This is a genomic window from Nostoc sp. PA-18-2419 (assembly GCF_005869855.1).
Classification (GTDB): Bacteria; Cyanobacteriota; Cyanobacteriia; order Cyanobacteriales; family Nostocaceae; genus Nostoc.
On record NZ_SZNH01000026.1, the window covers coordinates 46,813 to 67,431 of the forward strand.

Consider the following 20,619-nt stretch of genomic DNA (forward strand, 5'->3'; position numbering starts at 1 on the left):
AATTTGTAATTAGATTCTAATCCAAAATATTTTCATCCCATGACTATCACCCTTAAACACAACAAACGTAATAACATCTCTCTAAATGCAGTGCTAGAAAGCCCACAAATGGAAAAAATAGTTCCTTGGATTGTGCCTGTTCTTGTACTAGTACTTTGGGAATTTGCTTCCAGAACTGGTTTACTTTCCAGTAGAATTTTACCAGCGCCTAGTGGTGTAATTATTACAGCAGTTAGATTAGCTTCAACTGGAGAACTGTTTCAACATATTGGAATTAGTGCTGGGCGTGCCATATCTGGTTTTATAGTCGGTGGCAGTATTGGCTTCGGTTTGGGATTACTCAATGGCTTTTCTCGTTTAGCAGAAAAGTTATTAGATAGTTCTTTACAAATGCTCCGTACTATCCCTAATTTGGCATTAATTCCTTTAGTAATCCTCTGGTTTGGTATTGGCGACCAAGCTAGATTATTTTTAGTATCTATGGGTGTATTTTTCCCATTGTATCTCAATACGTTTTATGGAATTCGTAGTGTCGATCCTGGTCTGATTGAAATGGGAAAAGTGTATGGATTGAAAACACCACAACTTTTGTGGCAAATAATTTTTCCTGGGGCTTTATCTTCGATTCTTGTTGGTGTCCGTTTTTCCTTAGGAATTATGTGGCTGACACTAATTGTTGCCGAAACCATTGCAGCAGATTCCGGACTTGGCTATATGGCAATGAATGCTCGTGAATTTATGCAAACTGATGTTGTAGTCTTGAGTATTGTGATTTATGCCCTGCTTGGTAAATTAGCTGATACCATCGCTAGAGTGTTAGAAAGAAAGTTTTTGGCTTGGAATCCTAATTATCAAGGTGCATAAATTTCATCATTAATCAAAAATTAAAATAGTTTGTTTGATTTTTGATTAATGACGAAAATTGCATGACAAATTTTGATTTGATTACAAAATTAACCATATATACTTTGTAAACAAAGGAGATTGTTCGAGTGAGTTTAAATGTACAAGGTACACAATTAAGTATTTTGGAGCTAACGAAGGAATTTGGCAAAAAAAGTATTTTAAAATCATTGAATTTAGAAGTCGCACCAGGTGAGTTTGTTGCTATTGTTGGACGTAGTGGTTGCGGTAAGAGTACCTTATTGCGTCTTGTGTCAGCATTAGATAAACCAACTTCAGGGGGAATACTACTAGATGAAGAACCACTTCGTAAACTTACCCGCTCTGTAACAGTGATGTTTCAAGACCCCCGTTTACTACCTTGGAAGCGAGTTATTGATAACGTAGGGTTAGGCTTGCAAGGGAATTGGCGTGAAAGAGCAAAGTGGGCACTCCAGAAAGTCGGACTTGAAGATAGAGCTGATGAGTGGCCATATGTATTATCTGGTGGACAGCGCCAACGGGTGTCATTAGCAAGAGCATTAGTCGGTCAACCGCGTTTGTTGTTGCTAGATGAACCTTTGGGAGCATTGGATGCTCTCACTCGCCTAGAAATGCAGCACTTGATAGAGAATTTATGGCAAGAGCGTAAGTTTACTGCGTTTTTAGTTACTCATGATGTAGAAGAAGCAGTAGCATTGGCAGACCGAGTAATCCTAATTGAAGCAGGACAGATTACTTTAGATTTACCTGTGAGACTTTCACGTCCGCGAGATAGAACTAACGAACTGTTTATCAATATTAGAGAAACAGTTTTACAACGAGTAATGAGAAATGAAACTACTCAAGCAACGAACCAATTAGCACAGTTGAGTAGTTGAAATTTAAGCTTTTTTAATCAAGTAATATTAAACTTGAGGTAGCTACAGTAAAATAGGCTACTTCGAGATTAAAACTTTATTTTAAAAAGTAGCTACAGTAATCTAAAATTGTTTTTGAACACTCAAAATTTGTCTCAAGTCTGTTCTCTATATCTTTAAGTAATTTTTTCTATATTCACGACGCAGATAAACTAAAAAAAAATAATTTATATTACTAATTTAAAATAAATAATAAATATTTATTCCTTGTATTTAATCTAATGAAAATTAGAAAATTAACAAAATATGATGCAGAAGATTATAGACTAATTAGATTAGAAGCTTTATATAAAAATCCAGAATCATTTGGCACAACGTATCATGAAGAAGCAATTAAAACGATAGAACAATTTCGGGATAGAGTTTCAGTTGATAGCAATAATTTCATTTTAGGCTGCTATAAGGATAAAAAGTTAATTGGAATAGTTGCATTTAAACAAGAATTAAGAATAAAGCTCAGGCATAAAGCATATATTAGTAGTATGTATGTTCAACAAGAGTATCGAGGAAAAGGTATAGGTAAATTATTAGTAAATGAAGTAATTGAAAGAGCAAAAATTATTAACGAGGTAGAAATATTATTACTGGATGTTGTTGAAAGTAATTTTTTAGCAAAACAACTTTATTTATCATTGGGCTTTCAAATATATGCAGTAGAGAAAATGGCGTATAAATTTAATAATCAATATTTTGATTTAGAATTGATGTATTTACATATTAAATATAACTGAATTTTTCTAAATATCATAATTTATGCCAAGAGACAATGGCACTTAATTTTTTGATTAAACAGAGGTAATTTTCGGAGATGATCCCGTAAAGAAAAAAGAGGTAATCTACAATGAAGCTCATTTTGCCGCTCGACCTCGTTGCTGATATTGAGCCACATCTACCACCCAATACACAAATTGTACGCGTAGATATTGATGGTAATTTAGATGGCGATCCTAGCGATGCTGAAGTTTATTTCAGTTGGTTTTTATCGAGAAGTCCTGTATTGCATAAAATATTAGAAGCTGCACCTGCTCTGCGTTGGCATCATGCCCCCAATGCAGGAGTGAATCACATTCTGACACCAACTTATTTGAAAAGAGATATCATCCTCACAAATGGGGCGGGAGTACATGGAATTCCCATCGCCGAATTTGTAATTACTTACATACTTGCTCATGCTAAGCATTTGCCAGAATTATATAGTTTACAAGCAGAACATCACTGGAAAAGAGGCTTTAACATCCAAGAATTAACAGATGCAACATTGCTAATTATTGGCGCTGGTGGCATCGGTCAAGAAATCGCCGCCCGTGCTAAACCCTTCGGCTTGAAAATTATTGGCAGTCGCCGTCATCCCCAAGAACTACCAAATTTTGATAAAGTAGTGGGTGCTGATGAATGGCGATCGCTTCTTCCCACAGCAGACTATGTAGTGATTGCAACACCACTCACACAAGAAACTAAAGAATTTATTGATGAATCTGTATTGCGATCGCTCCCTTCCCATGCATACTTGATTAATATTGCTCGTGGTGGCGTCATTGATGAATCCGCATTAATCAAAGCACTTACTGAAGGTTGGATTGCAGGTGCAGCATTAGACACAGTTAACACCGAACCCCTACCACCAGAAAGCCCTTTATGGTCGCTTCCAAACATCTTTATCACACCTCATACTTCTGGTCATTCGCCAAAAAGTCAACAGCGTTCAATAGCTCTATTTATTGACAATCTTAACCGCTACCAAGCTGGTAAACCGTTACGAAATGTAGTAGATAAGGAAGCAGGGTATTAGGGAATGGGGTAAACAGGGAGTGTGGGAGGAAAAGGGGGTATGGGAGGATGGGGAACAAATGCAGGTGTGGGAGGAAAAGGAGGTGTGGGAGGATGGGGAAGAAATCTTGCCCCCTCTCTCCCCACACTCCCTACACTCCCTGTTTGCCCCATGCCCCAGTCTCTTTAAAATCAGGGAGTAAAAAATATGGTGAAACTAATTTTACCCGATCATCTAATTGGCGAGATTAAGCCGCAATTACCATCTGATGTGGAGTTCGTAGAGGTGGATAGTGAAGGCAATTTTGATGGCGATCCTAGTGATGCAGAAGTTTATGTCAACGGATTCTACCTCAAGTCCTCTACCCTTGACAAAGTACTGGCAGCAGCACCGAAGCTGCGTTGGCAACAATCACCGAGTGCTGGTGTGAATCATATTCTCACGTCTAATTTTTTGCAAAGGGATATTATCCTTACAAATGGTGCGGGAGTTCACGCGATTCCAATTTCGGAATTCGTACTTGCATTCATGCTCTATCACGCCAAAAATCTGCGGAAATTGCAAACTTTGCAGGATGAACACACTTGGGTAAGAGGAGTGTTTCTCGAAGAGTTGGCAGATGCGACTTTACTAATTATTGGTACAGGAAATATCGGTCAAGCGATCGCATCTCGTGCTAAAGCTTTTGGAGTGAAAGTTTGGGGTAGCCGCCGCCATCCGGAACCCTTGCCCAATTTTGACAAAATTGTTGGTGCGGATGAGTGGCGATCGCTCCTCCCTAATGTAGACTATGTAGTTATTGCAACGCCTTTAACACCAGAAACTAAAGGTTTAATCGATGAAGCGGCATTACGCTCTATGCGTCCATCCGCCTACTTAATTAATATCGCTCGTGGCGCAATAGTGGATGAAACAGCATTACTTACCGCCCTACGTGATGGATGGATTGCGGGCGCTGGATTAGACACTACTGCCACAGAACCCCTACCAGCGGAAAGTCCCTTATGGTCACTACCAAACGCTTTTATTACACCACATTGTTCAGCCCTATCACCACGACTTAGAGACCGTATAGCAGCATTGTTTATCGACAATCTTAAACGCTACCAAACTGGTCAGCCTTTACGAAATGTTGTCGATAAGCAAGCAGGATACTAAATGTTGGGCATTGAGTATTGGTAAGAAGTTAAAACTGTGAAAAATTTGACAATACCTCCAAAGATAGAAATCATCTACTGATTTTGAATAAATCGTGGGGTAATATTTGCAGTGGATGTATTTAGTTGCAGTTTTGAGTTAAGGAATCAATTAAGTGTCTAGATTATGATTACTGAAAAATGTAACTGTTCGTTAAGCTATGACAAATTTGGAATTGATCATTTTTGATTGCGATGGTGTGTTGGTAAATAGTGAACCGATAGTGAATCGTATTTTTGCCGAAACATTAACTGAAGGTGGATTGACAATTACCTACGAAGAAGTCACCCAACAATTTATGGGGAAGTCATTGGCAACTTGTTTGGAGATTATTAAGAAAACCTACGGAAGACCAGTTCCTGCTAAATTGCTTGAACGCTGTAAGGAACGAGAAATCGCTGCATTGCAACAAGAACTCCAAGCAACTGAGGGAATTGCTGCCGTTTTAGAACAGATTACATTGCCAAGATGTGTAGCATCGAACAGCAGTCCTCGGCATATTCAATTCGTTTTACAATTAACGGGATTGTTGCATCAATTTGATGGCAAGCTATATAGCTCTCACCATGTTGAACGCCCTAAGCCCTTTCCTGATGTGTATCTGTATGCGGCTAGCCAAATGGGTAAGACTCCAGCAAATTGTTTGGTAATCGAGGACTCGGTAACGGGGGTGCAAGCAGCATCTGCCGCCCGAATGCAGGTATTTGGTTATACTCCACGAAGTAATCAAGGCAATTCTTCGCATCACGATGCTTTGATTGCTGCAGGAGCAAAGCTAGTCTTCGAGGATATGTATCAATTGCCGATTTTATTGAAATTGTTCAGTTAATTGTCGCACCCTTCCCGGAAAAACAGCGAGGCTCCGACCAATTTTTCTTTTGAGCGCCTTCTCAAAATCTATTGACAATTACTTACAGCTTTAACTTGTGACGAATGGGCATTGAGAGTGTTAAGTCTTGACAGATAACAGATGACTGTTAAGTGTTGAAAGCCAGTTGCTCTACAGGAACGCTAAAAGCGAACAACGGGGAAAATACACAATGCACTGGCTCCTGTTGAGCAAAGCCGGAGATTCGGTTAGGAATTCTACCTTTTGTTTACTCCTCATTTCCCCATTACCCATATCCCCAGAGGAGACCCCACCTTCTCCAATCACTTAACTTTCAGTGCCGATTTTCCTAAAGATTGGCAAATGACATCATTTTGCGGTGTGTGGATACGGCTGCACAGAACGTCACGGTAGTGTCGTTCTAAAGGATTCTTTTTCAATAGCCCAGGATTACCAATTAGTTCCAACCCAATCTCTACGGCACGAATCAAGTTAGTTGTAGTTAGATATTTAACAGCTTGTGCCTGTAATCCTACGTTAGGTTCATATTCCCCGCGATCAATATCTTTAGCCAAGCCATAAATCAGTGTACGACTAGCAAATAACAGTGCTTCCATCTCTCCCACAGCAGTTTGAAAGCGTGGTAGAGTTGCTAGTGGCTCTCCTAGATTAGATGGCGATCGCTCCCAAAGATATTTGGTCAACCAGTCTCGCGCAGCAGTAGCCACACCGAGATATAAGGCACTCACTGTCAAGCTGCCCCAAGCGGAGATCAATGGATCGAGAGAAGGCGCAGCACAGATGGGACGGATATCAACGGCGTATTCTGAAGGAATTAGTACATTCTCCAAGATCAGGTCATGGCTGCCGGTGGCTCTCATCCCTAAGTGATCCCAAGTTTCAACAATTTGCAAGCCAGGAAGATTGCGAGGAACTAGAAAATTTCCTACTTGTGGTTCATCTTCTGTTGTTAGTGCCCAAACAACGAAGTAACTGAGGATAGGACTACCTGTGGTGTATTGTTTGTGACCTGTTAAACGCCAACCCTCTGTTGTGCGTTCAGCAACGGTAGCAGGCAATCCACCTCTGGCTGGTGTGCCTAACTCTGGTTCTACACGCGCTGCGTTCAGTAAGGCAATACCTTCGATTGATTCACAGCACACCCGTTTATATACTTCTGGATGCCAACGACGACTACGAGCTGCATGGGCATGTTGGAGATAGTGCATTGTCAGTACTAGTGCTGTGGAAGCATCACCGTGCGCTATGCCTTCAATCACTCGGCAGATAGTTTCTAGCCCCAAATCCTCACCGCCCAGTTGGCGGGGGATGGTGAGGCTGAGCAGTCCTGCCTGATGCAAAGCTGTAAAATTCTCGAAAGGAAACGAACCCTCTTTGTCGTGTACCCCCGCACGGGTAGCAAAGTCCTTGGCCAAAGTCTCAACCCGGTGGAATATATTGGGGGTAGTTTCTAAGCTTTTGGCTATAAAGGTGTCTGGCAGCGCTTGTTCCAACTGTGACATAATATACTCCTGGTTGAGGTAAGCTGAAGTCTTTTCAAGACGGCCAGATACTCGTCTTGCAAAAAAAGTTGATGTTTCTACAAACTTAAGATGCTTTCATCAGATATTAGGCGATGTCTGATCACAAGCTGCTTCTGTTGTCTACGAGAGGCTGTGCCAATGAGACACTTTGCGAACGCGTCTATGCACCAAAGATTATAACAATTCACCAAAACTTTGATAAAGTTTGCGATCGCTTTTACGAGTACTCCAGCCATCTGATAAGCTGCTCTATCCACGTAACTAAATGAATATGATTGCATATTACGAAAATATACTGCATTTACCGTATTATTTTTTTATAAGATAACTCTATAGATTGTTTTTATAAGCAATAATCGATCACCTAGATTTTCAAGCTATCGGTTTATGGGTATCGTAATCATAGATTTATAGACACTGATTACCCAATCCCCAGTTCTTTTACGCTTCTCAAAAGTAAATATTTATCTCTAAAAGTAGAGTCAAGATGTTGATGAAGTTTTTTCAAACTCATCGGTTGCTTAGGATTGCGATACCTGCGGTAAGCACAACCATTTCCTTGCCTCAAGGGATTGAAGCAGCAGAGGATTTACACATAGGACAATGGTTTGAGCTTAAGTTGACACCAATAACAAGATACCCACCCCACAAGATTGATATAACTAAATAATCTAAATTTTTGTAGTTATCAGGTTAATCACAATGATTAGCGGGATTTTTGAAAATTGTGTTGGTTCAAAGGATATTGAAGCTAGTCTGAAATATTGGAATGAGTTCGGCTATCGAGAGGTCAACAGGGGAGAATTTTCTACAGAAAACGCAAAATTACTCTACGGTCATGGCTCAGATTTAACATCACTGCGACTGCAAAATGGTAACTCATCAGAACATGGACTTGTGCGAGTAATGTGGTGGGAACAACCGCGCAATGAAGGACTAGGTGATACCTTGCCAGTGGTCGAGGGTAGTCGGTGGTTTGCTTCTCTGACTCAAGATATCTATGCGATCGCTGATGCTTTTGCCGACGACAAAGCTAACGGCGGAGACTGGATTTATACCGAACCAGTGCGTGGCATCGAATTTGTTGGCAATGTGGGGACGGGATTATATAACCGCTTTGTCGGTGTCCGGGAAATGTTTGTGATTGGTAAAGAGACACGACAGGCGTTTTTCCAGCGATATAACTATGACCGCCCTGGTTATGGCACTATTAATCAGAGTTCTGGGCTATTACTGAGCGAGGGCACTCACTCTAGTTTCATCACTTCTGACCACAGCCTCACCTCTTTTTACACAGAGGTTTTTGGACTTGTGCCATCAGAGAATAACCCCAAGCTGTCCGGCTATAAAAATCTCTCAACTCGGCAGATTATGATGCTGGATGAAGGGCAAGAATTTTATCTTTCGGTTTTCGCTTCACCAAAGACCAATGTTGGAGTTTTTCAAGTTTATAGCCCACTTTATCCTACAAGCGATCGCCGCGAATATGCTCAACCAGGTTCGTTGGGCATAAGCCTTTTTACTTATAAAGTTGAGGATATTGAGGCTTTTCATCAACGCGTCATTGCCAGCAACGCTACTAATGTTAMACCAGTCATTCCTAACGAATTTGGCGAACCTTCTTTTGGATTAGTTGCACCAGATGGGATGTACTGGGTAATTGTTGGTTAGTCAAAGCTTTTGGTTGGGGGATATGGAGAGACAAGAGGACAAAAGAATAACTTTTAACTCCTCACTCAACAGTTAACAGTCGTTAGTTATCAATTAACACTCATTAACCAGCACTCCATATTTACCCCATATCTGTATACATTAAACTTCTCTACCGCCTGTATGCGAAGAAGTTAACGTCAATAGATAGCCGTCTGGGCCAGTCAAGATAAATGAACTGTGGATTCTGCCTGGTTCTATTTCAGAAACAGTCAGTCCCCACTCTCTAAAACTATCTCTAGTGGCAAAAACATCATCTACCATCAAATCAAAAGGTGCCTTGGTTCCAGAAGTAATAGCCTCTGGTGTTGTTCTCAAAACTAAGTGCGTTCCTCCCCGTAATTCTAAAACAGCTATTTGTTCTGATTGGGTAATTAGCCGTAGCCCTATTCTGACGAAAAATTCACTAGCCTCCGGTAGATTACTCACATACAATCTCACATGACCAATCGCCAAAGGAGGACGAGTATCTTTTTCTTTTACAATAGTTTCTGATAGTGACATAGATTCAATCCAAAAATATTTAGATTAATGTTCAACTCTGTTGACTTCATCAAGCTTGGCATCTCCCAAATCAGCTTTGCCAAATTCAGCAGTTTTGGGTAAATTTATCTCAGTATTTGATATAGTATCAACTTTTATTTTAGCATTTTTAAACTGTCTATCTAAAAGGTAATTAATGTAACCTGAATTCGACGGATAGGAAAGCCCAAAAAGGTTGCTAGATATGAATTTGCTCAACTTGTCAGGCAAAAGCGATTGATTGAGAATTGATAAAAACTCACAAAAAAACGCCGACACTAAAAATATCTAAGAAAAATAAGGGTCTCGGCTGTCTTGGAAAGTTCTTTGATTAATGAAGTGTTTATTTTATTCGTAGCGAGGGGATTTAATATTTTTGACTTCCCCTTCGTGGGGCACTCCTAAGAAAACGCTGTTTTCTTTCGCCCTTACCGTAAGTGCGCCTTCGTTGAAGATTCACGTTATCTTAATCTCTCACAGATGGTCTGTGACCCTTTTATATGTGGACAGAGAAAAAGGAATTCCAGGAAGAAACGATTCCTTCGTAAAATAGGCTACTGTCTCTACGCACAACTTTCACGTCATGTATCTCGGTTCAATACCATATAATTTGCAGTATGCTTATGTCCTACCTCAGGAGAGAGTTGGATGATTACCCTGCCTGGAGTTGCCATTCAATGCAAAATCTATGAGAGTTCAACCTCTTTAGTGTATCGAGGCATCCGAGTGCAAGATGGTCAGGCGATCATCGTCAAAATGCTCAAGCAAGATTATCCCTCACCTAAAGAAATCAAGCGCTATAGACAGGAGTATGCCATTACCCGCTCTTTGAACATAAAAGGTGTAATCAAGGCGTACAGCCAGGAGGACTATCAACGTACGCTGGTCATCCTCCTTGAGGATTTTGGTGCAGAGTCCTTGGACTACTGGATGCGGCAGCACTCAGAGATTTTCTGCCCGATGCCTGTATCCACTTTTCTTTTGCTTGCCGTCAAGCTCACACAAATTCTAGGTGAGATCCATGCCGCGAATATTATTCATAAGGACATTAATCCTGGCAATATCGTTCTCAATCCTAATACAGGCGTGGTCAAGATTATCGACTTTGGGATTGCCACTCAATTTAACCGCAGCAATCCAACCTTCACAAGCCCCCATGTATTAGAAGGAACCCTTGCCTACCTATCGCCAGAGCAGACCGGACGAATGAACCGTTTGCTCGATTACCGCACCGATTTCTATTCGCTCGGCGTGACGTTTTACCAATTGCTCACTGGACATCTGCCGTTCGCAACAACGGATATCTTGGAGCTAGTGCATTGTCATATTGCTAAAGAGCCGATTCCTCCGTGTGAAATTAGGGGTGTGGGGTGTGGGGGAGCCACTCCAGTCTTGGGGTCTCACGCCACTCCCCTCAAGTCGGGAAACTCGCCCACGGGGGTGGCTCCCCAAGTAGAGGATGTGGCGTTGTGGGGTGTGGTGGATGATTCATCACCAATTAACAGTGCAATTCCTAAAGATATTTCAGACATTGTGATGAAATTGATGGCGAAAAATGCAGAAGATCGCTATCAAAGTGCCTGGGGCATCAAAGCAGATTTAGAACGTTGTGCAGCCCAACTTACACAAACAGGGCAAATTGGCAGTATCCAACTGGGTCTACAAGATGTTTGCGATCGCTTTCACATTCCCCAAAAGTTGTATGGACGAGAAGCAGAGATTGCAGTATTATTAGCAGCATTTGAGAGAGTAGCAGGAATAGGAAATAAAAAAAATGCTCAATGCAATATTGAGATGATGTTGGTGTCTGGTTATGCTGGCATCGGTAAATCAGCTTTAGTACAGGAACTCTACAAACCGATCACAGCAAAGCGCGGTTATTTCACGTCGGGTAAGTTTGAGCAATTTGGGCGCAATGTTCCCTACAGCGCGATTGTGGATGCTCTACGAAAACTGGTTCAACAATTGCTAAGTGAACCTGAGGAGCAACTGCAACAATGGCGATCGCGCTTGCTTACAGCTTTACGAAGTAATGGACAACTGATCATTGATGTCATTCCAGAAGTTGAGTGGATCATTGGCAAGCAACCACCCGTAGCAGAAGTTGGAGCAAGTGAGGCACAAAATCGGTTTAACCTTGTCTTTCAGAAGTTCATTCGAGCCTGCTGTTGTGTTGAGCATCCTCTGGTGATCTTTCTAGATGATTTGCAATGGGTAGACTCTGCTACGCTTAAGCTCATTGAGTTAATTATGAGCGACCGTGGCATACAAGCCCTGCTTTTAATTGGAGCTTATCGCGATCGCGAAGTCACTCAAACACATTCGTTGATTGCAACCTTAGAGAAGCTAAAGCAGGAAACTGTTACTATTAGTCAGATAATGTTAGCTCCGCTAGAACTAGGGGCGGTGACTCAACTGATTGCTGAAACCTTGCACACGCATACTGAGTCGATTGCCCCTTTAGCAGAACTGATATGGCGGAAAGCGAACGGCAATCCCTACTTCACTAATCAATTTATCAAAGCGCTGTACATTGAAGGTCTCATCGTCTTCGACATTAATCAACAACGCTGGCAATGGGACATTACTCATATTAATGCCAAAAATATTACCGACAATGTAGTGGAGTTAATCATCGGAAAGCTGAAACAATTTCCAAAGCAAACTCAACAGATTTTATCCTTAGCTGCTTGTGTTGGTGCTGAGTTTGATTTAGCGACACTCTCAGTCATCTGTGAACGATCAGTAGTTGAAATTTTTGCAGAACTCGTAACCGTAATTCAGTCAGAGTTGCTTGTAGTAACCTCAGAGTTAGATGAGAATCTGCTAATTCAGAATTACAAGTTTTCGCACGATCGCGTTCAGCAAGCAGCTTACGATCTAATTGATCAGTCAAATAAACAAATAGTTCATCTTCAAATTGGTCGCAATTTGCTTAAACAAGCGTTGGCAGCTTGTCTATCAGATCGACTGTTTGAAATTGTGGATCATCTCAATCATGGAATTGAACTGATTACTAATCAAGCAGAACGAGATGAAATTGCCAAATTGAACTTGATAGCAGGGCAGAAAGCAAAAGCAGCGATCGCTTATGGTACGGCACAAAACTATTTGGCGATGGGTAGAGCATGGCTGGCAGATTCTAGCTGGCAAACCAACTATGACCTGGCTTTAGAGTTATATACTGAAACAACGGAAGTCGCATATTTGTGTGGTGAGTTTGAAAATGTAGAACATTGGGCAGAGGCTGTTTTGCCGGACGCTAAAACAATTCTTGATCGCGTAAAAGTTTACGAAGTCAAAATTCAGGCTTATATCGCACAGGGTCAGCCATTAAAGGCAATCAATACAGCATTACAGGTTTTGCCACAATTTGGGATTCATTTGCCCGAACAACCAAGCCAGTCGGATATTCAGCTTGAACTAGACGCAATCTCACACATCTTGAGTGACAAATTGATCGAAGACTTGACTTATTTGCCAGAAATGAGTGAGCAGGATAAGTTAGTGGCGATGCGAATTCTATCTAGAATTACGATTTCGTCCTGGATTGCTGCTCCCGATCTGATGGTGCTACTGGTAGCTAAACAGGTCTGCTTATCAATAAAGCATGGGAATACCCTTGTGTCTCCCTTTGCGTATGCCAACTTTGGACTAATCCTTTGTGGAAAGGTCGGAGATATTGAGACGGGCTACGAATTTGGACAGCTCGCTTTAAGGCTATTGTCACACTCCAATACTCATTCACTTAGCACTAGAACATTGCTGATTGTGAATTCTTTCATCATTCATTGGAAAGAGCATCTTAGAAACACGTTTCAGCCATTTCTAAAAGCATACCACAATGGATTAGAAACCGGAGATTTGGAGTTTGTCGCCTATACTGCACACGCTTATTGCTTCAATTTCTATGCAGTCGGAAATGAACTCATAGAAGTTGAGCGCGAGATGAGAATATACAATGAGGCAATCGGTCAGATTAAACAGGAAACAGCGCTGACCTGGAATCAAATATTCCACCAGGTAGTCGCAAATTTGATGGGCTGCTCAGACCATCCAATCCATCTTGCTGGTGAATTTTATAATGAGGAAAATAGATTACCACAACATGAAGTAGCAAATGATGGAACTGCGATTTTTGATGTCTATGCTAATAAACTTTTCCTCTGCTACCTCTTTTGTGAGTACGCTCAGGCGGTCGAGAATGCAATGATAGCAGAGCGCTATTTGACTCAAATAGTTGGTACAGCTTTTGTTCCCTTCTACTACCTCTATGCTGCTTTGGCAAGACTTGCCATATACCCTGACAGGGTTGAGGTACAAGCAGAAATTCTAGAAAAAATTGCTGTTAGTCAGGAGAAAATGAAGCAATGGGCGCAATATGCACCCATGAATCATTTGCATAAATATCATCTCATACAAGCAGAGAGGGCGAGAGTTTCAGGTCAGTTGCTTGAGGCAGAGGATTTCTACGAACAAGCTATTCAAGGAGCGAAAGAAAATGGCTATTTGCGAGAAGAAGCCTTAGCCTACGAGTTAGCTGCTAAATTTTATCTGGGTCGTGGTAGAGAAAAGTTTGCCCAGCTTTATATGAGAGAAGCGCACTACTGCTATAAACGCTGGGGAGCCACAGCAAAGGTTAAAGATTTAGAAACTCGTTATCCTCAGTTCTTTCCTCAGTCATCCGGTATGGCTGATACAACAAGCTTTAAAGCATCTAAAACGACCTCAAATACCTTACATGTGGCTTTCGATTTAGCAACAATCATGAAAGCATCACAAGCAATTTCTAGTGAGATTGAACTAGATCAGTTGCTTCACTCATTGATGCGGATCTTAATCGAGAACGCTGGCGCACAAACCGGATATCTGATTTTAGAAAATTCAGGAGAATGGATAATTGAGGCTGCTTGTGAACTCCATGAGGGTGAGCAGGTTTGTGCTACACAAGTGTTGCAATCGATGCTAATGGTAAATCGTTTACCCGAATCAATTATTCAGTATGTTATTCGGACTCATGAATCCGTCATCTTAAATGATGCAGCTCATGAAGGTAATTTTGTTCATGATTCATATATTCAGCACCACGAAATCAGATCGCTGCTGTGTTTGCCACTATTAAACCAAAGTAAGCTTGTCGGTGTATTGTATCTAGAAAATCAATTAGCAACTGGGGCATTTACACCTGAGCGATCGCAACTTCTGAATCTTCTATCTACTCAAGCAGCGATCGCGATTGAAAATGCCAAGCTCTACTCAAACCTACAAAAGAGTGAAAGTAGAATAGCTCAATTTCTAGAAGCAGTTCCGGTAGCCATTGCAGTATTAGATGCAAGGGGGCACCCTTATTACGCCAATCAACGCAGAATTCAGCTAGTGGGCAAAGGTGTCGATCCTGCAATAACACCAGAGCGGTTTGCAGAGGTTTATCAGTTTTATCGGGCGGGAACAAATGAAATATATCCAAGTGACCAACTGCCAATTGTCCGTGCATTAAGTGGTGAGCGCATCACGGTTGATGACATGGAAATTCGCCGAAACGACAAAAATATTCCAATTGAAGCATGGGGAACTCCAGTTTTTGACGAGCAGGGTGACGTGGCTTATGCAATCGTAGCTTTTCAAGACATTACAGAGCGCAGACGAGCAGAGAAAGTGTTAACCGAATACAACCTTACCCTGGAACTTCAGGTGGCAGAACGAACGGCAGCTTTACAGCAAAGCGAAGCAGAGCTGCGTAACCGAGAACAGGAATTACGACTGATTGCCAATGCTCTACCAGTTCTGATCAGCTATGTAGATGCCAATCGGTGTTATCAATTCATCAACCGTACCTATGAGGTTTGGTTTAACCGTAGCCGCAATGAAATYCTGGGCAACCCTGTTCGTCAACTTTTTGGTGAGGCAGTTTATCAACGGCTTGAACCGTACATTAACCAAGTGTTTGAAGGGCAAACTGTATCTATAGAAGCAGAAATCCCTTTTCCGCTTGGTAAGCGGTGCATCAGCGCGACCTTGATTCCTGATTTCGATGACAATGCTCAAGTCAGAGGCTTCTACAGTCTGCTCGCAGACATTAGCGATCGCAAACTCGCTGAAGCAGCCTCCATTCTGGAAGAACGCAACCGGATGGCGCGGGAAATTCATGATACACTGGCTCAATCCTTCACAGGTATTCTGCTTCAGGTTGGAGCAGCAACACAAGTACTGGCGGATGACCCAGAAGCAACCCAAGTACATCTAGAAATGATTGAGGAACTAGCACGCGCTGGGCTGGCAGGGGCACGGCGATCCGTATCAGCACTCCGTCCGCGGCTATTAGAAGAAGGTAATTTAGAGAGTGCCCTGCATCGTATTGTAGCTCAAATGCGATCAACGACCGACACGGCTGTGATTTGCGAAACTCAGGGTACAGCCTATTCCTTACCAACCGAAGTAGAGAATAACTTACTCAGAATTGGGCAGGAAGCATTAACTAATGCCATTAAATACGCTTGTGCCAGTGAAATTCGGGTTGAGTTAGTGTACAACGAGACACAGTGTATCTTACGGGTTAAAGACGGTGGAAGAGGTTTTGGAGTGGGTAGCATTCCTCTGAGCGGTGGGTTTGGCTTATTAGGAATGAGCGAACGGGCAGAGCACATTGGCGCACAACTATCGATTCAAAGCCAACCGGGACACGGGACAGAAATTATTGTCACTATTGATCGAAGGTGAGAGTTACGATGAATCAATCTACTACGATCCGTATTCTGATCGTTGACGACCATGCCATAGTCAGAAAGGGTCTAGCAACCATCATTAACCGCGATCCAGAAATGACAGCGATCGCTCAAGCTGAAAATGGACAGCAGGCGCTCGACGCGTTTCGAGAATACCAACCCGATGTCACGCTAATGGATTTACGAATGCCCAAAATGGGAGGTGTTGAAGCTATTATGGCGATTTGTGCTGAATTTAAGCAAGCTCGGATTGCGGTACTTACGACCTACGATGGCGATGAAGACATCTATCGCGGCTTGCAGGCGGGCGCTCAAGGCTATCTGCTTAAGGATGCTAAACCTGGCGAACTTTTGAATGCGATTCGCGCGATTCATAATGGTCAGAAATATATTCCGCCAGAAGTGGGCGCAAAATTATTGCAGCGAATGAGCAATCCAGAACTCAGTGAACGAGAGTTGGAAGTCCTGCGTTTGATGGCACAAGGAATGGGTAATCAGGAAATTGGGACTGCTTTGAGTATTGGTGAAAGCACTGTCAAATCGCATGTGAATCGCATTTTGAGCAAACTGGGAGTAAGCGATCGCACACAAGCTGTGATTACTGCTGTCAAGCGTGGGATTGTCAATTTGTAAGCTGTACTAAAGCTGGTATCCAAATTCCAACTTTAGTTGGAGATAACCTTCCACTGTCAGATGGACAGGTTTATCCATCACTCGATTGTACAAAAATGTCAACCCAGAGTGGACGACAAGAAAGGGTCAATTGTCTATATTGAATCCATAGCAATGTCAGCGCAGTTGGGTTGTGAGGCTTAAGTTTGCTTAATACAAACCGAAAGATGACTTACAACCGTAATAATCGTTCTCTATTCGTTCCGCCTTCAACCCAGGATCATATCCAAGGTGTACTGAATGCTGCTGTAGTATTCGTCATGTATGGAGATTATGAATGTTTTCAAAGTGCCAATGTCTATCGACTGATTAAAGTTGCTCTACAGCAATTGCAGGTTTCGTTTGGAGAAAATAATTTAGGTTTTATCTTCCGTCATCTTCCTCAGGTACAGATTCATCCACATGCTCAACGAGCAGCGGAAGCCGCAAAAGCCGCTGCGGCTCAAGGGCAGTTTTGGCGAATGCATGAAATGCTATTTATCCATCAACAGGAGTTGGGAAATGGCTATTTAGTGGAGTATGCCAATCGTTTAGGACTTGATATTTCTCAATTTTTGCAGGATTTATCCAAGGGCGCGTATGTCAATCGGATCAATGCGGATATCGAAGGTGGACTGCGAAGTGGAGTGGATGCTGCACCCGCTTTGTTTATTAATGGAATTCGCTATCTTGATCGCTGGACTGTTGAGCAGATAATAGCAGCCATTGTTGCTGCAAATGATTAAGGTTTTTGGTGCTTATCTTAATAAGTATTTCAGCGGAGAGTATTTCATAACTTCTATACGAACAACAAGAATCAGAGAATTCAGCAATTTAGCAAGAATACAAAGGCGATCGCAATGATAGTTTTTACATGGAAAAAAGTTCAAAAATTGTTGCTGTGGTTATTTGCATTAAGTGTTGTCGTTGGCATATCAATGCATCCAACATCAGCCACCTCCAGGGAATTACCTCAAGCCTCCAACTCTAAACCTGCGATCATTCTGGTTCATGGGGCTTTTGCTGACGGTACATCATGGCAACACGTTATTCCATTGTTAGAGCAGGATGGCTACAGAGTAACCGCTGTGCAGATTCCGCTCACCTCGCTTGCTGATGATGTGGCAACAACGAAGCGGGTGATTGACAATCAAAAAGGTTCCGTTGTTTTGGTTGGACATTCTTATGGTGGAAATGTAATTACGGGTGCGGCGGCTAGCAATCCACAAGTGAAAGCTCTAGTTTATGTTAATGCTTTCGCCCCAGATGTCGGAGAAAAAACGAGTGATTTGAACAAAAAGTACGCAGCAGCCCCGATTAGCAAGGCGATCGCACCTGATGCTGAAAACTTTCTCTATATAGATCGCAGTAAGTTTCACGAATTTTTTGCCCAAGATGTATCAAATGCTGAGGCCCGAGTGATGGCAGCAACCCAAAAGCCGATCGCCAGCGCTGCGTTTGAGCAATCATTGAATGAAATCGCCTGGAAAACGATTCCTTCCTGGTTTATCGTGACTCAAAGCGATCGTGCTATCAACCCTGAACTTCAACGATTTATGGCTAAACGGATTAATGCTAAGACAACCGAAGTTAACTCCAGTCATGTTCCTTTTATCTCTCATCCAAAAGAGGTTGCCAAAGTGATTAAAGCAGCAAGCACTGCTGTGAAGTAATCCCAATTTTAAGAGAAGCAATGAATAACTAACAGTGTTTGTGCGATCGCTCTTTAAATCAGTTCATTCTTGACTTCATTTATCCATTGTAGATAACAGAGGAAGAGAACTTCATGACTAATTATGACTACATTGTAATCTAGATTAATTTCATGATGTATATCCGAAGCAATCCTCAAGACTATGATCGCTGGCAGGAATTAGGAAATCCCGGTTGGTCGTACCAGGATGTATTGCCCTATTTCAAAAAATCGGAGCACTCCTCACGAGGCGGGTCAGAATTTCACGGGGTTGATCAGGAGAAGGTTACATTCGGGACATTTGCAGCACTGTATGGCATCCGGTTGGCACTTGCAAAATAGGCATTGACTCAATGGCAGTCGTCGATTCTCAGCTATGAGTACATGGAATTTAAGGTCTTCGTGTTGTTGATGCATCAATCATGCCAACAATCACTACAGGGAATACAAATGCACCCGCTATCATGATTGCTGAGAAGGCAGCAGATTTAATTAAAGCGGAGCGTACCTCGCAAAGTGTTCCCAACAAGCTTAATGTTCAAAATTTGTCACACTTGTCTATCTAGAAACGGCATGAACGCCTGCTTTATCTGAGCCGCAAGCTTGAGCGTTCATAACACAATCTATTCATTAGAAGGAGTACTTCTATGACAAAATCATTCTGGCTTCTTAATAACTACCTTACTATCGTCGCCGATCACACCACAACTGACGGTAAATATGACCTGATTGAGGGCTATTTCCCTCCTGGTGCACAGACTCCACCCCATCGCCATACACGCTATTCAGAACAACTTTATGTGTTGGAAGGAGAGTTCACTGTCTGGGTTAGTAAAAATAAGGTTGTACTAGGCCCAGGTGAAAGTGCCTTCATTCCGATGGGCACACCCCATGTTGTTGCTGCACTCAGCGATCAACCAGCTCGCGGGTTAGTCGTTGCTTCACCCAGTGCCTTTGCTCAACTAATTGAAGCAACAGGGACGCTAAACCAAGATGAGGCACCTGACATGGAATTGTTCACTCGTATCTCTACCGAAATTGGCGACGAAATTCTGGGTGCACCTGGAGATCTCCCTTAGAGATTAGAACGCCCACAGGAGTTACCACAATGAGAAAACTAGAAGGAAAAATTGCGCTGAGCACGGTTGGAACCAGCGGCATTGGCTTGCTACTGCCAAGCAGTTTGTCGCTGAAGGTGCTTATGTGTTTATCACAGGTCGTTGCCAAGCCGAGTTGAATGCTGCTGTAGAAGCCATTGGTAAAAATGTTAGGGCTGTGCAGAGCGATGTTTCTAGTCTGGCAGACCTTGATCGCCTGTTCGCCACCGATGTCATGGCATCACTTATCCATCAAGCATTTCTATCAGACAAAATGAGTCCAAATGTCTAGTCTTGTCACAACTGGATTACCCTTTGTACGACGAACTATGCTATGTTGCCAGGCTGGATATTAACGAAGGAGGAACTGAAATGGCCACAAACAATGAACAAGCAATTCGCCACCTCTACCACGTGGCAGAAGCTGAGTACGAGGATCTGAAGGATTTTGTTGCCTGTTTCACAGCAGACGGAGAATTTGTCGATATGTCATCGGGCATCACCTTTCGCGGCCCAGACGAGTTGTGGAAGCCAGTCGCTGTGATGTCGAAGGCTTTTCCCGATATGCATCGGGAAATCCACCACCTGCACGTCGTGGGTGATGTTGTCATAGTCGAGCTGACGTTGCAGGGAACGCACACTGGGACACTTAACTTGCCTATCGGTACCATCCCCGCCTCAGGCAAGACGATGCACGCGCCCTGCTGCGATATATTTCGGCTCGTAAACGGGAAAGTCAAGTTGTTCGATTGTTACAACGAAATGTCAGTCATCTTGGCTGAGCTCGGCGTGCTATCAAATCTGTAGGGCGCGTTGGTGCCTTGATAGGCGTCGGTTGTGCTTCAGAAAAACGTGGGGTAAGAAACCAAATCATCCCAAGACTAGCGATGAGTGGCTAATCCTGCCCGTTGAGCTGCTGTCTTTTGTAATCTTGAATGGCACCAAATCCAGTTGAAATAACTGACGACTAATCGGGCTGTCATCATCGTCTGACCCCACCGTTTGCCAAACTTATTTTGGCGTCGATGCCACAGCCCGGTTTGTTGTTTCAGTTAGCGTAGCATAACGCATCCTACAAAATTCA

At 42.5% G+C, this 20,619-nt stretch carries 18 protein-coding genes and 2 pseudogenes; 16 read left to right on the forward strand and 4 right to left on the reverse strand.

Features of this window, described 5'->3' with window-relative positions:
- The first annotated feature begins 39 nt into the window (after positions 1-39).
- The 4 genes from ssuC (at position 40) to FCR06_RS22825 (ending at position 3,591) form a co-directional block, all read left to right on the forward strand.
- The gene (ssuC, locus tag FCR06_RS22810) at positions 40-864 is read left to right on the forward strand and encodes an aliphatic sulfonate ABC transporter permease SsuC (RefSeq protein ID WP_138503795.1); all 825 of its coding nucleotides are present in this window, start codon (positions 40-42) and stop codon (positions 862-864) included.
- Between the two features lie 128 nt (positions 865-992).
- Positions 993-1,763, forward strand: coding sequence for an ATP-binding cassette domain-containing protein (locus FCR06_RS22815; protein ID WP_138503797.1), 771 nt, complete (start codon positions 993-995; stop codon positions 1,761-1,763).
- Positions 1,764-2,023: 260 nt separating this feature from the next.
- On the forward strand, positions 2,024-2,533 hold the full coding sequence (locus FCR06_RS22820) for a GNAT family N-acetyltransferase (protein WP_138503799.1): 510 nt from the start codon (positions 2,024-2,026) through the stop codon (positions 2,531-2,533).
- Between the two features lie 110 nt (positions 2,534-2,643).
- Positions 2,644-3,591 (forward strand): D-2-hydroxyacid dehydrogenase, encoded by a 948-nt coding sequence (locus FCR06_RS22825; RefSeq protein WP_138503801.1) that lies wholly within the window; start codon positions 2,644-2,646, stop codon positions 3,589-3,591.
- Here the strand turns inward: FCR06_RS22825 and FCR06_RS32915 are convergent.
- Positions 3,588-3,743: a hypothetical protein gene (locus FCR06_RS32915; RefSeq protein WP_189523537.1), complete on the reverse strand. Its 156-nt coding sequence runs from the start codon at positions 3,741-3,743 to the stop codon at positions 3,588-3,590. The two genes, FCR06_RS22825 and FCR06_RS32915, sit on opposite strands and share 4 nt — an antisense overlap.
- Before the next feature lie 34 nt (positions 3,744-3,777).
- On the opposite strand from FCR06_RS32915, the gene FCR06_RS22830 reads away from it, so the two are divergent.
- Both FCR06_RS22830 and FCR06_RS22835 read left to right on the forward strand, forming a co-directional pair.
- Complete coding sequence (locus FCR06_RS22830) at positions 3,778-4,728, forward strand: D-2-hydroxyacid dehydrogenase (RefSeq protein WP_138503802.1); 951 nt, start codon at positions 3,778-3,780, stop codon at positions 4,726-4,728.
- A 199-nt stretch (positions 4,729-4,927) separates the two neighbouring features.
- The gene (locus FCR06_RS22835; RefSeq protein ID WP_138503804.1) at positions 4,928-5,596 is read left to right on the forward strand and encodes an HAD family hydrolase; all 669 of its coding nucleotides are present in this window, start codon (positions 4,928-4,930) and stop codon (positions 5,594-5,596) included.
- 323 nt (positions 5,597-5,919) lie between these two features.
- Here FCR06_RS22835 and FCR06_RS22840 read toward each other — a convergent pair whose 3' ends face one another.
- Positions 5,920-7,119 carry an acyl-CoA dehydrogenase family protein gene (locus FCR06_RS22840; RefSeq protein ID WP_138503806.1) on the reverse strand — a complete coding sequence of 400 codons (1,200 nt, stop codon included), beginning with the start codon at positions 7,117-7,119 and terminating at the stop codon, positions 5,920-5,922.
- 723 nt (positions 7,120-7,842) lie between these two features.
- On the opposite strand from FCR06_RS22840, the gene FCR06_RS22845 reads away from it, so the two are divergent.
- Positions 7,843-8,811 carry a VOC family protein gene (locus FCR06_RS22845; protein WP_138503808.1) on the forward strand — a complete coding sequence of 323 codons (969 nt, stop codon included), beginning with the start codon at positions 7,843-7,845 and terminating at the stop codon, positions 8,809-8,811.
- A 141-nt stretch (positions 8,812-8,952) separates the two neighbouring features.
- On the opposite strand, the gene FCR06_RS22850 is transcribed toward FCR06_RS22845, so the two are convergent.
- Positions 8,953-9,354: a VOC family protein gene (locus FCR06_RS22850; RefSeq protein ID WP_138503810.1), complete on the reverse strand. Its 402-nt coding sequence runs from the start codon at positions 9,352-9,354 to the stop codon at positions 8,953-8,955.
- A gap of 666 nt (positions 9,355-10,020) precedes the next feature.
- Between FCR06_RS22850 and FCR06_RS22860 the strand changes: the two genes are divergently transcribed.
- The 9 genes and pseudogenes from FCR06_RS22860 to FCR06_RS22900 all read left to right on the forward strand — a co-directional run bounded on the left by FCR06_RS22860 (position 10,021) and on the right by FCR06_RS22900 (position 20,342).
- Positions 10,021-16,089: an AAA family ATPase gene (locus FCR06_RS22860; RefSeq protein WP_223280249.1), complete on the forward strand. Its 6,069-nt coding sequence runs from the start codon at positions 10,021-10,023 to the stop codon at positions 16,087-16,089.
- Between the two features lie 8 nt (positions 16,090-16,097).
- Positions 16,098-16,727: a response regulator gene (locus FCR06_RS22865; protein ID WP_138503812.1), complete on the forward strand. Its 630-nt coding sequence runs from the start codon at positions 16,098-16,100 to the stop codon at positions 16,725-16,727.
- A 206-nt stretch (positions 16,728-16,933) separates the two neighbouring features.
- Complete coding sequence (locus tag FCR06_RS22870) at positions 16,934-17,491, forward strand: DsbA family protein (protein ID WP_138503814.1); 558 nt, start codon at positions 16,934-16,936, stop codon at positions 17,489-17,491.
- A gap of 114 nt (positions 17,492-17,605) precedes the next feature.
- Complete coding sequence (locus FCR06_RS22875; protein WP_223280250.1) at positions 17,606-18,418, forward strand: alpha/beta fold hydrolase; 813 nt, start codon at positions 17,606-17,608, stop codon at positions 18,416-18,418.
- 155 nt (positions 18,419-18,573) lie between these two features.
- Positions 18,574-18,780 (forward strand): GMC family oxidoreductase N-terminal domain-containing protein, encoded by a 207-nt coding sequence (locus FCR06_RS34875; protein ID WP_223280256.1) that lies wholly within the window; start codon positions 18,574-18,576, stop codon positions 18,778-18,780.
- Positions 18,726-19,004: pseudogene (locus tag FCR06_RS22885) on the forward strand (GMC oxidoreductase); the annotation flags it as partial. The gene FCR06_RS34875 and the pseudogene FCR06_RS22885, both read left to right, overlap by 55 nt.
- 81 nt (positions 19,005-19,085) lie before the next feature.
- Complete coding sequence (locus FCR06_RS22890; protein ID WP_138503818.1) at positions 19,086-19,517, forward strand: cupin domain-containing protein; 432 nt, start codon at positions 19,086-19,088, stop codon at positions 19,515-19,517.
- 124 nt (positions 19,518-19,641) lie between these two features.
- Positions 19,642-19,827: a hypothetical protein gene (locus tag FCR06_RS33765; protein WP_223280251.1), complete on the forward strand. Its 186-nt coding sequence runs from the start codon at positions 19,642-19,644 to the stop codon at positions 19,825-19,827.
- 80 nt (positions 19,828-19,907) lie between these two features.
- The gene (locus tag FCR06_RS22900) at positions 19,908-20,342 is read left to right on the forward strand and encodes an ester cyclase (protein WP_138503820.1); all 435 of its coding nucleotides are present in this window, start codon (positions 19,908-19,910) and stop codon (positions 20,340-20,342) included.
- A gap of 74 nt (positions 20,343-20,416) precedes the next feature.
- On the opposite strand, the pseudogene FCR06_RS22905 reads toward FCR06_RS22900, so the two are convergent.
- Positions 20,417-20,587 (reverse strand): annotated as a pseudogene (locus FCR06_RS22905) (IS1 family transposase); the annotation flags it as partial.
- Between the last annotated feature and the right edge of the window lie 32 nt (positions 20,588-20,619).

What these genes read in the sequence shown, in the direction of transcription:
- ssuC (WP_138503795.1), top strand. Translation starts at nt 40, where the DNA reads ATGACTATCACCCTTAAACACAACAAACGTAATAACATCTCTCTAAAT.
- FCR06_RS22820 (WP_138503799.1), top strand. Translation starts at nt 2,024, where the DNA reads ATGAAAATTAGAAAATTAACAAAATATGATGCAGAAGATTATAGACTA.
- FCR06_RS22825 (WP_138503801.1), top strand. Translation starts at nt 2,644, where the DNA reads ATGAAGCTCATTTTGCCGCTCGACCTCGTTGCTGATATTGAGCCACAT.
- FCR06_RS32915 (WP_189523537.1), bottom strand. Translation starts at nt 3,743, where the DNA reads ATGGGGCAAACAGGGAGTGTAGGGAGTGTGGGGAGAGAGGGGGCAAGA.
- FCR06_RS22830 (WP_138503802.1), top strand. Translation starts at nt 3,778, where the DNA reads ATGGTGAAACTAATTTTACCCGATCATCTAATTGGCGAGATTAAGCCG.
- FCR06_RS22835 (WP_138503804.1), top strand. Translation starts at nt 4,928, where the DNA reads ATGACAAATTTGGAATTGATCATTTTTGATTGCGATGGTGTGTTGGTA.
- FCR06_RS22840 (WP_138503806.1), bottom strand. Translation starts at nt 7,119, where the DNA reads ATGTCACAGTTGGAACAAGCGCTGCCAGACACCTTTATAGCCAAAAGC.
- FCR06_RS22850 (WP_138503810.1), bottom strand. Translation starts at nt 9,354, where the DNA reads ATGTCACTATCAGAAACTATTGTAAAAGAAAAAGATACTCGTCCTCCT.
- FCR06_RS22865 (WP_138503812.1), top strand. Translation starts at nt 16,098, where the DNA reads ATGAATCAATCTACTACGATCCGTATTCTGATCGTTGACGACCATGCC.
- FCR06_RS22870 (WP_138503814.1), top strand. Translation starts at nt 16,934, where the DNA reads ATGACTTACAACCGTAATAATCGTTCTCTATTCGTTCCGCCTTCAACC.
- FCR06_RS22875 (WP_223280250.1), top strand. Translation starts at nt 17,606, where the DNA reads ATGATAGTTTTTACATGGAAAAAAGTTCAAAAATTGTTGCTGTGGTTA.
- FCR06_RS34875 (WP_223280256.1), top strand. Translation starts at nt 18,574, where the DNA reads ATGTATATCCGAAGCAATCCTCAAGACTATGATCGCTGGCAGGAATTA.
- FCR06_RS22890 (WP_138503818.1), top strand. Translation starts at nt 19,086, where the DNA reads ATGACAAAATCATTCTGGCTTCTTAATAACTACCTTACTATCGTCGCC.
- FCR06_RS22900 (WP_138503820.1), top strand. Translation starts at nt 19,908, where the DNA reads ATGGCCACAAACAATGAACAAGCAATTCGCCACCTCTACCACGTGGCA.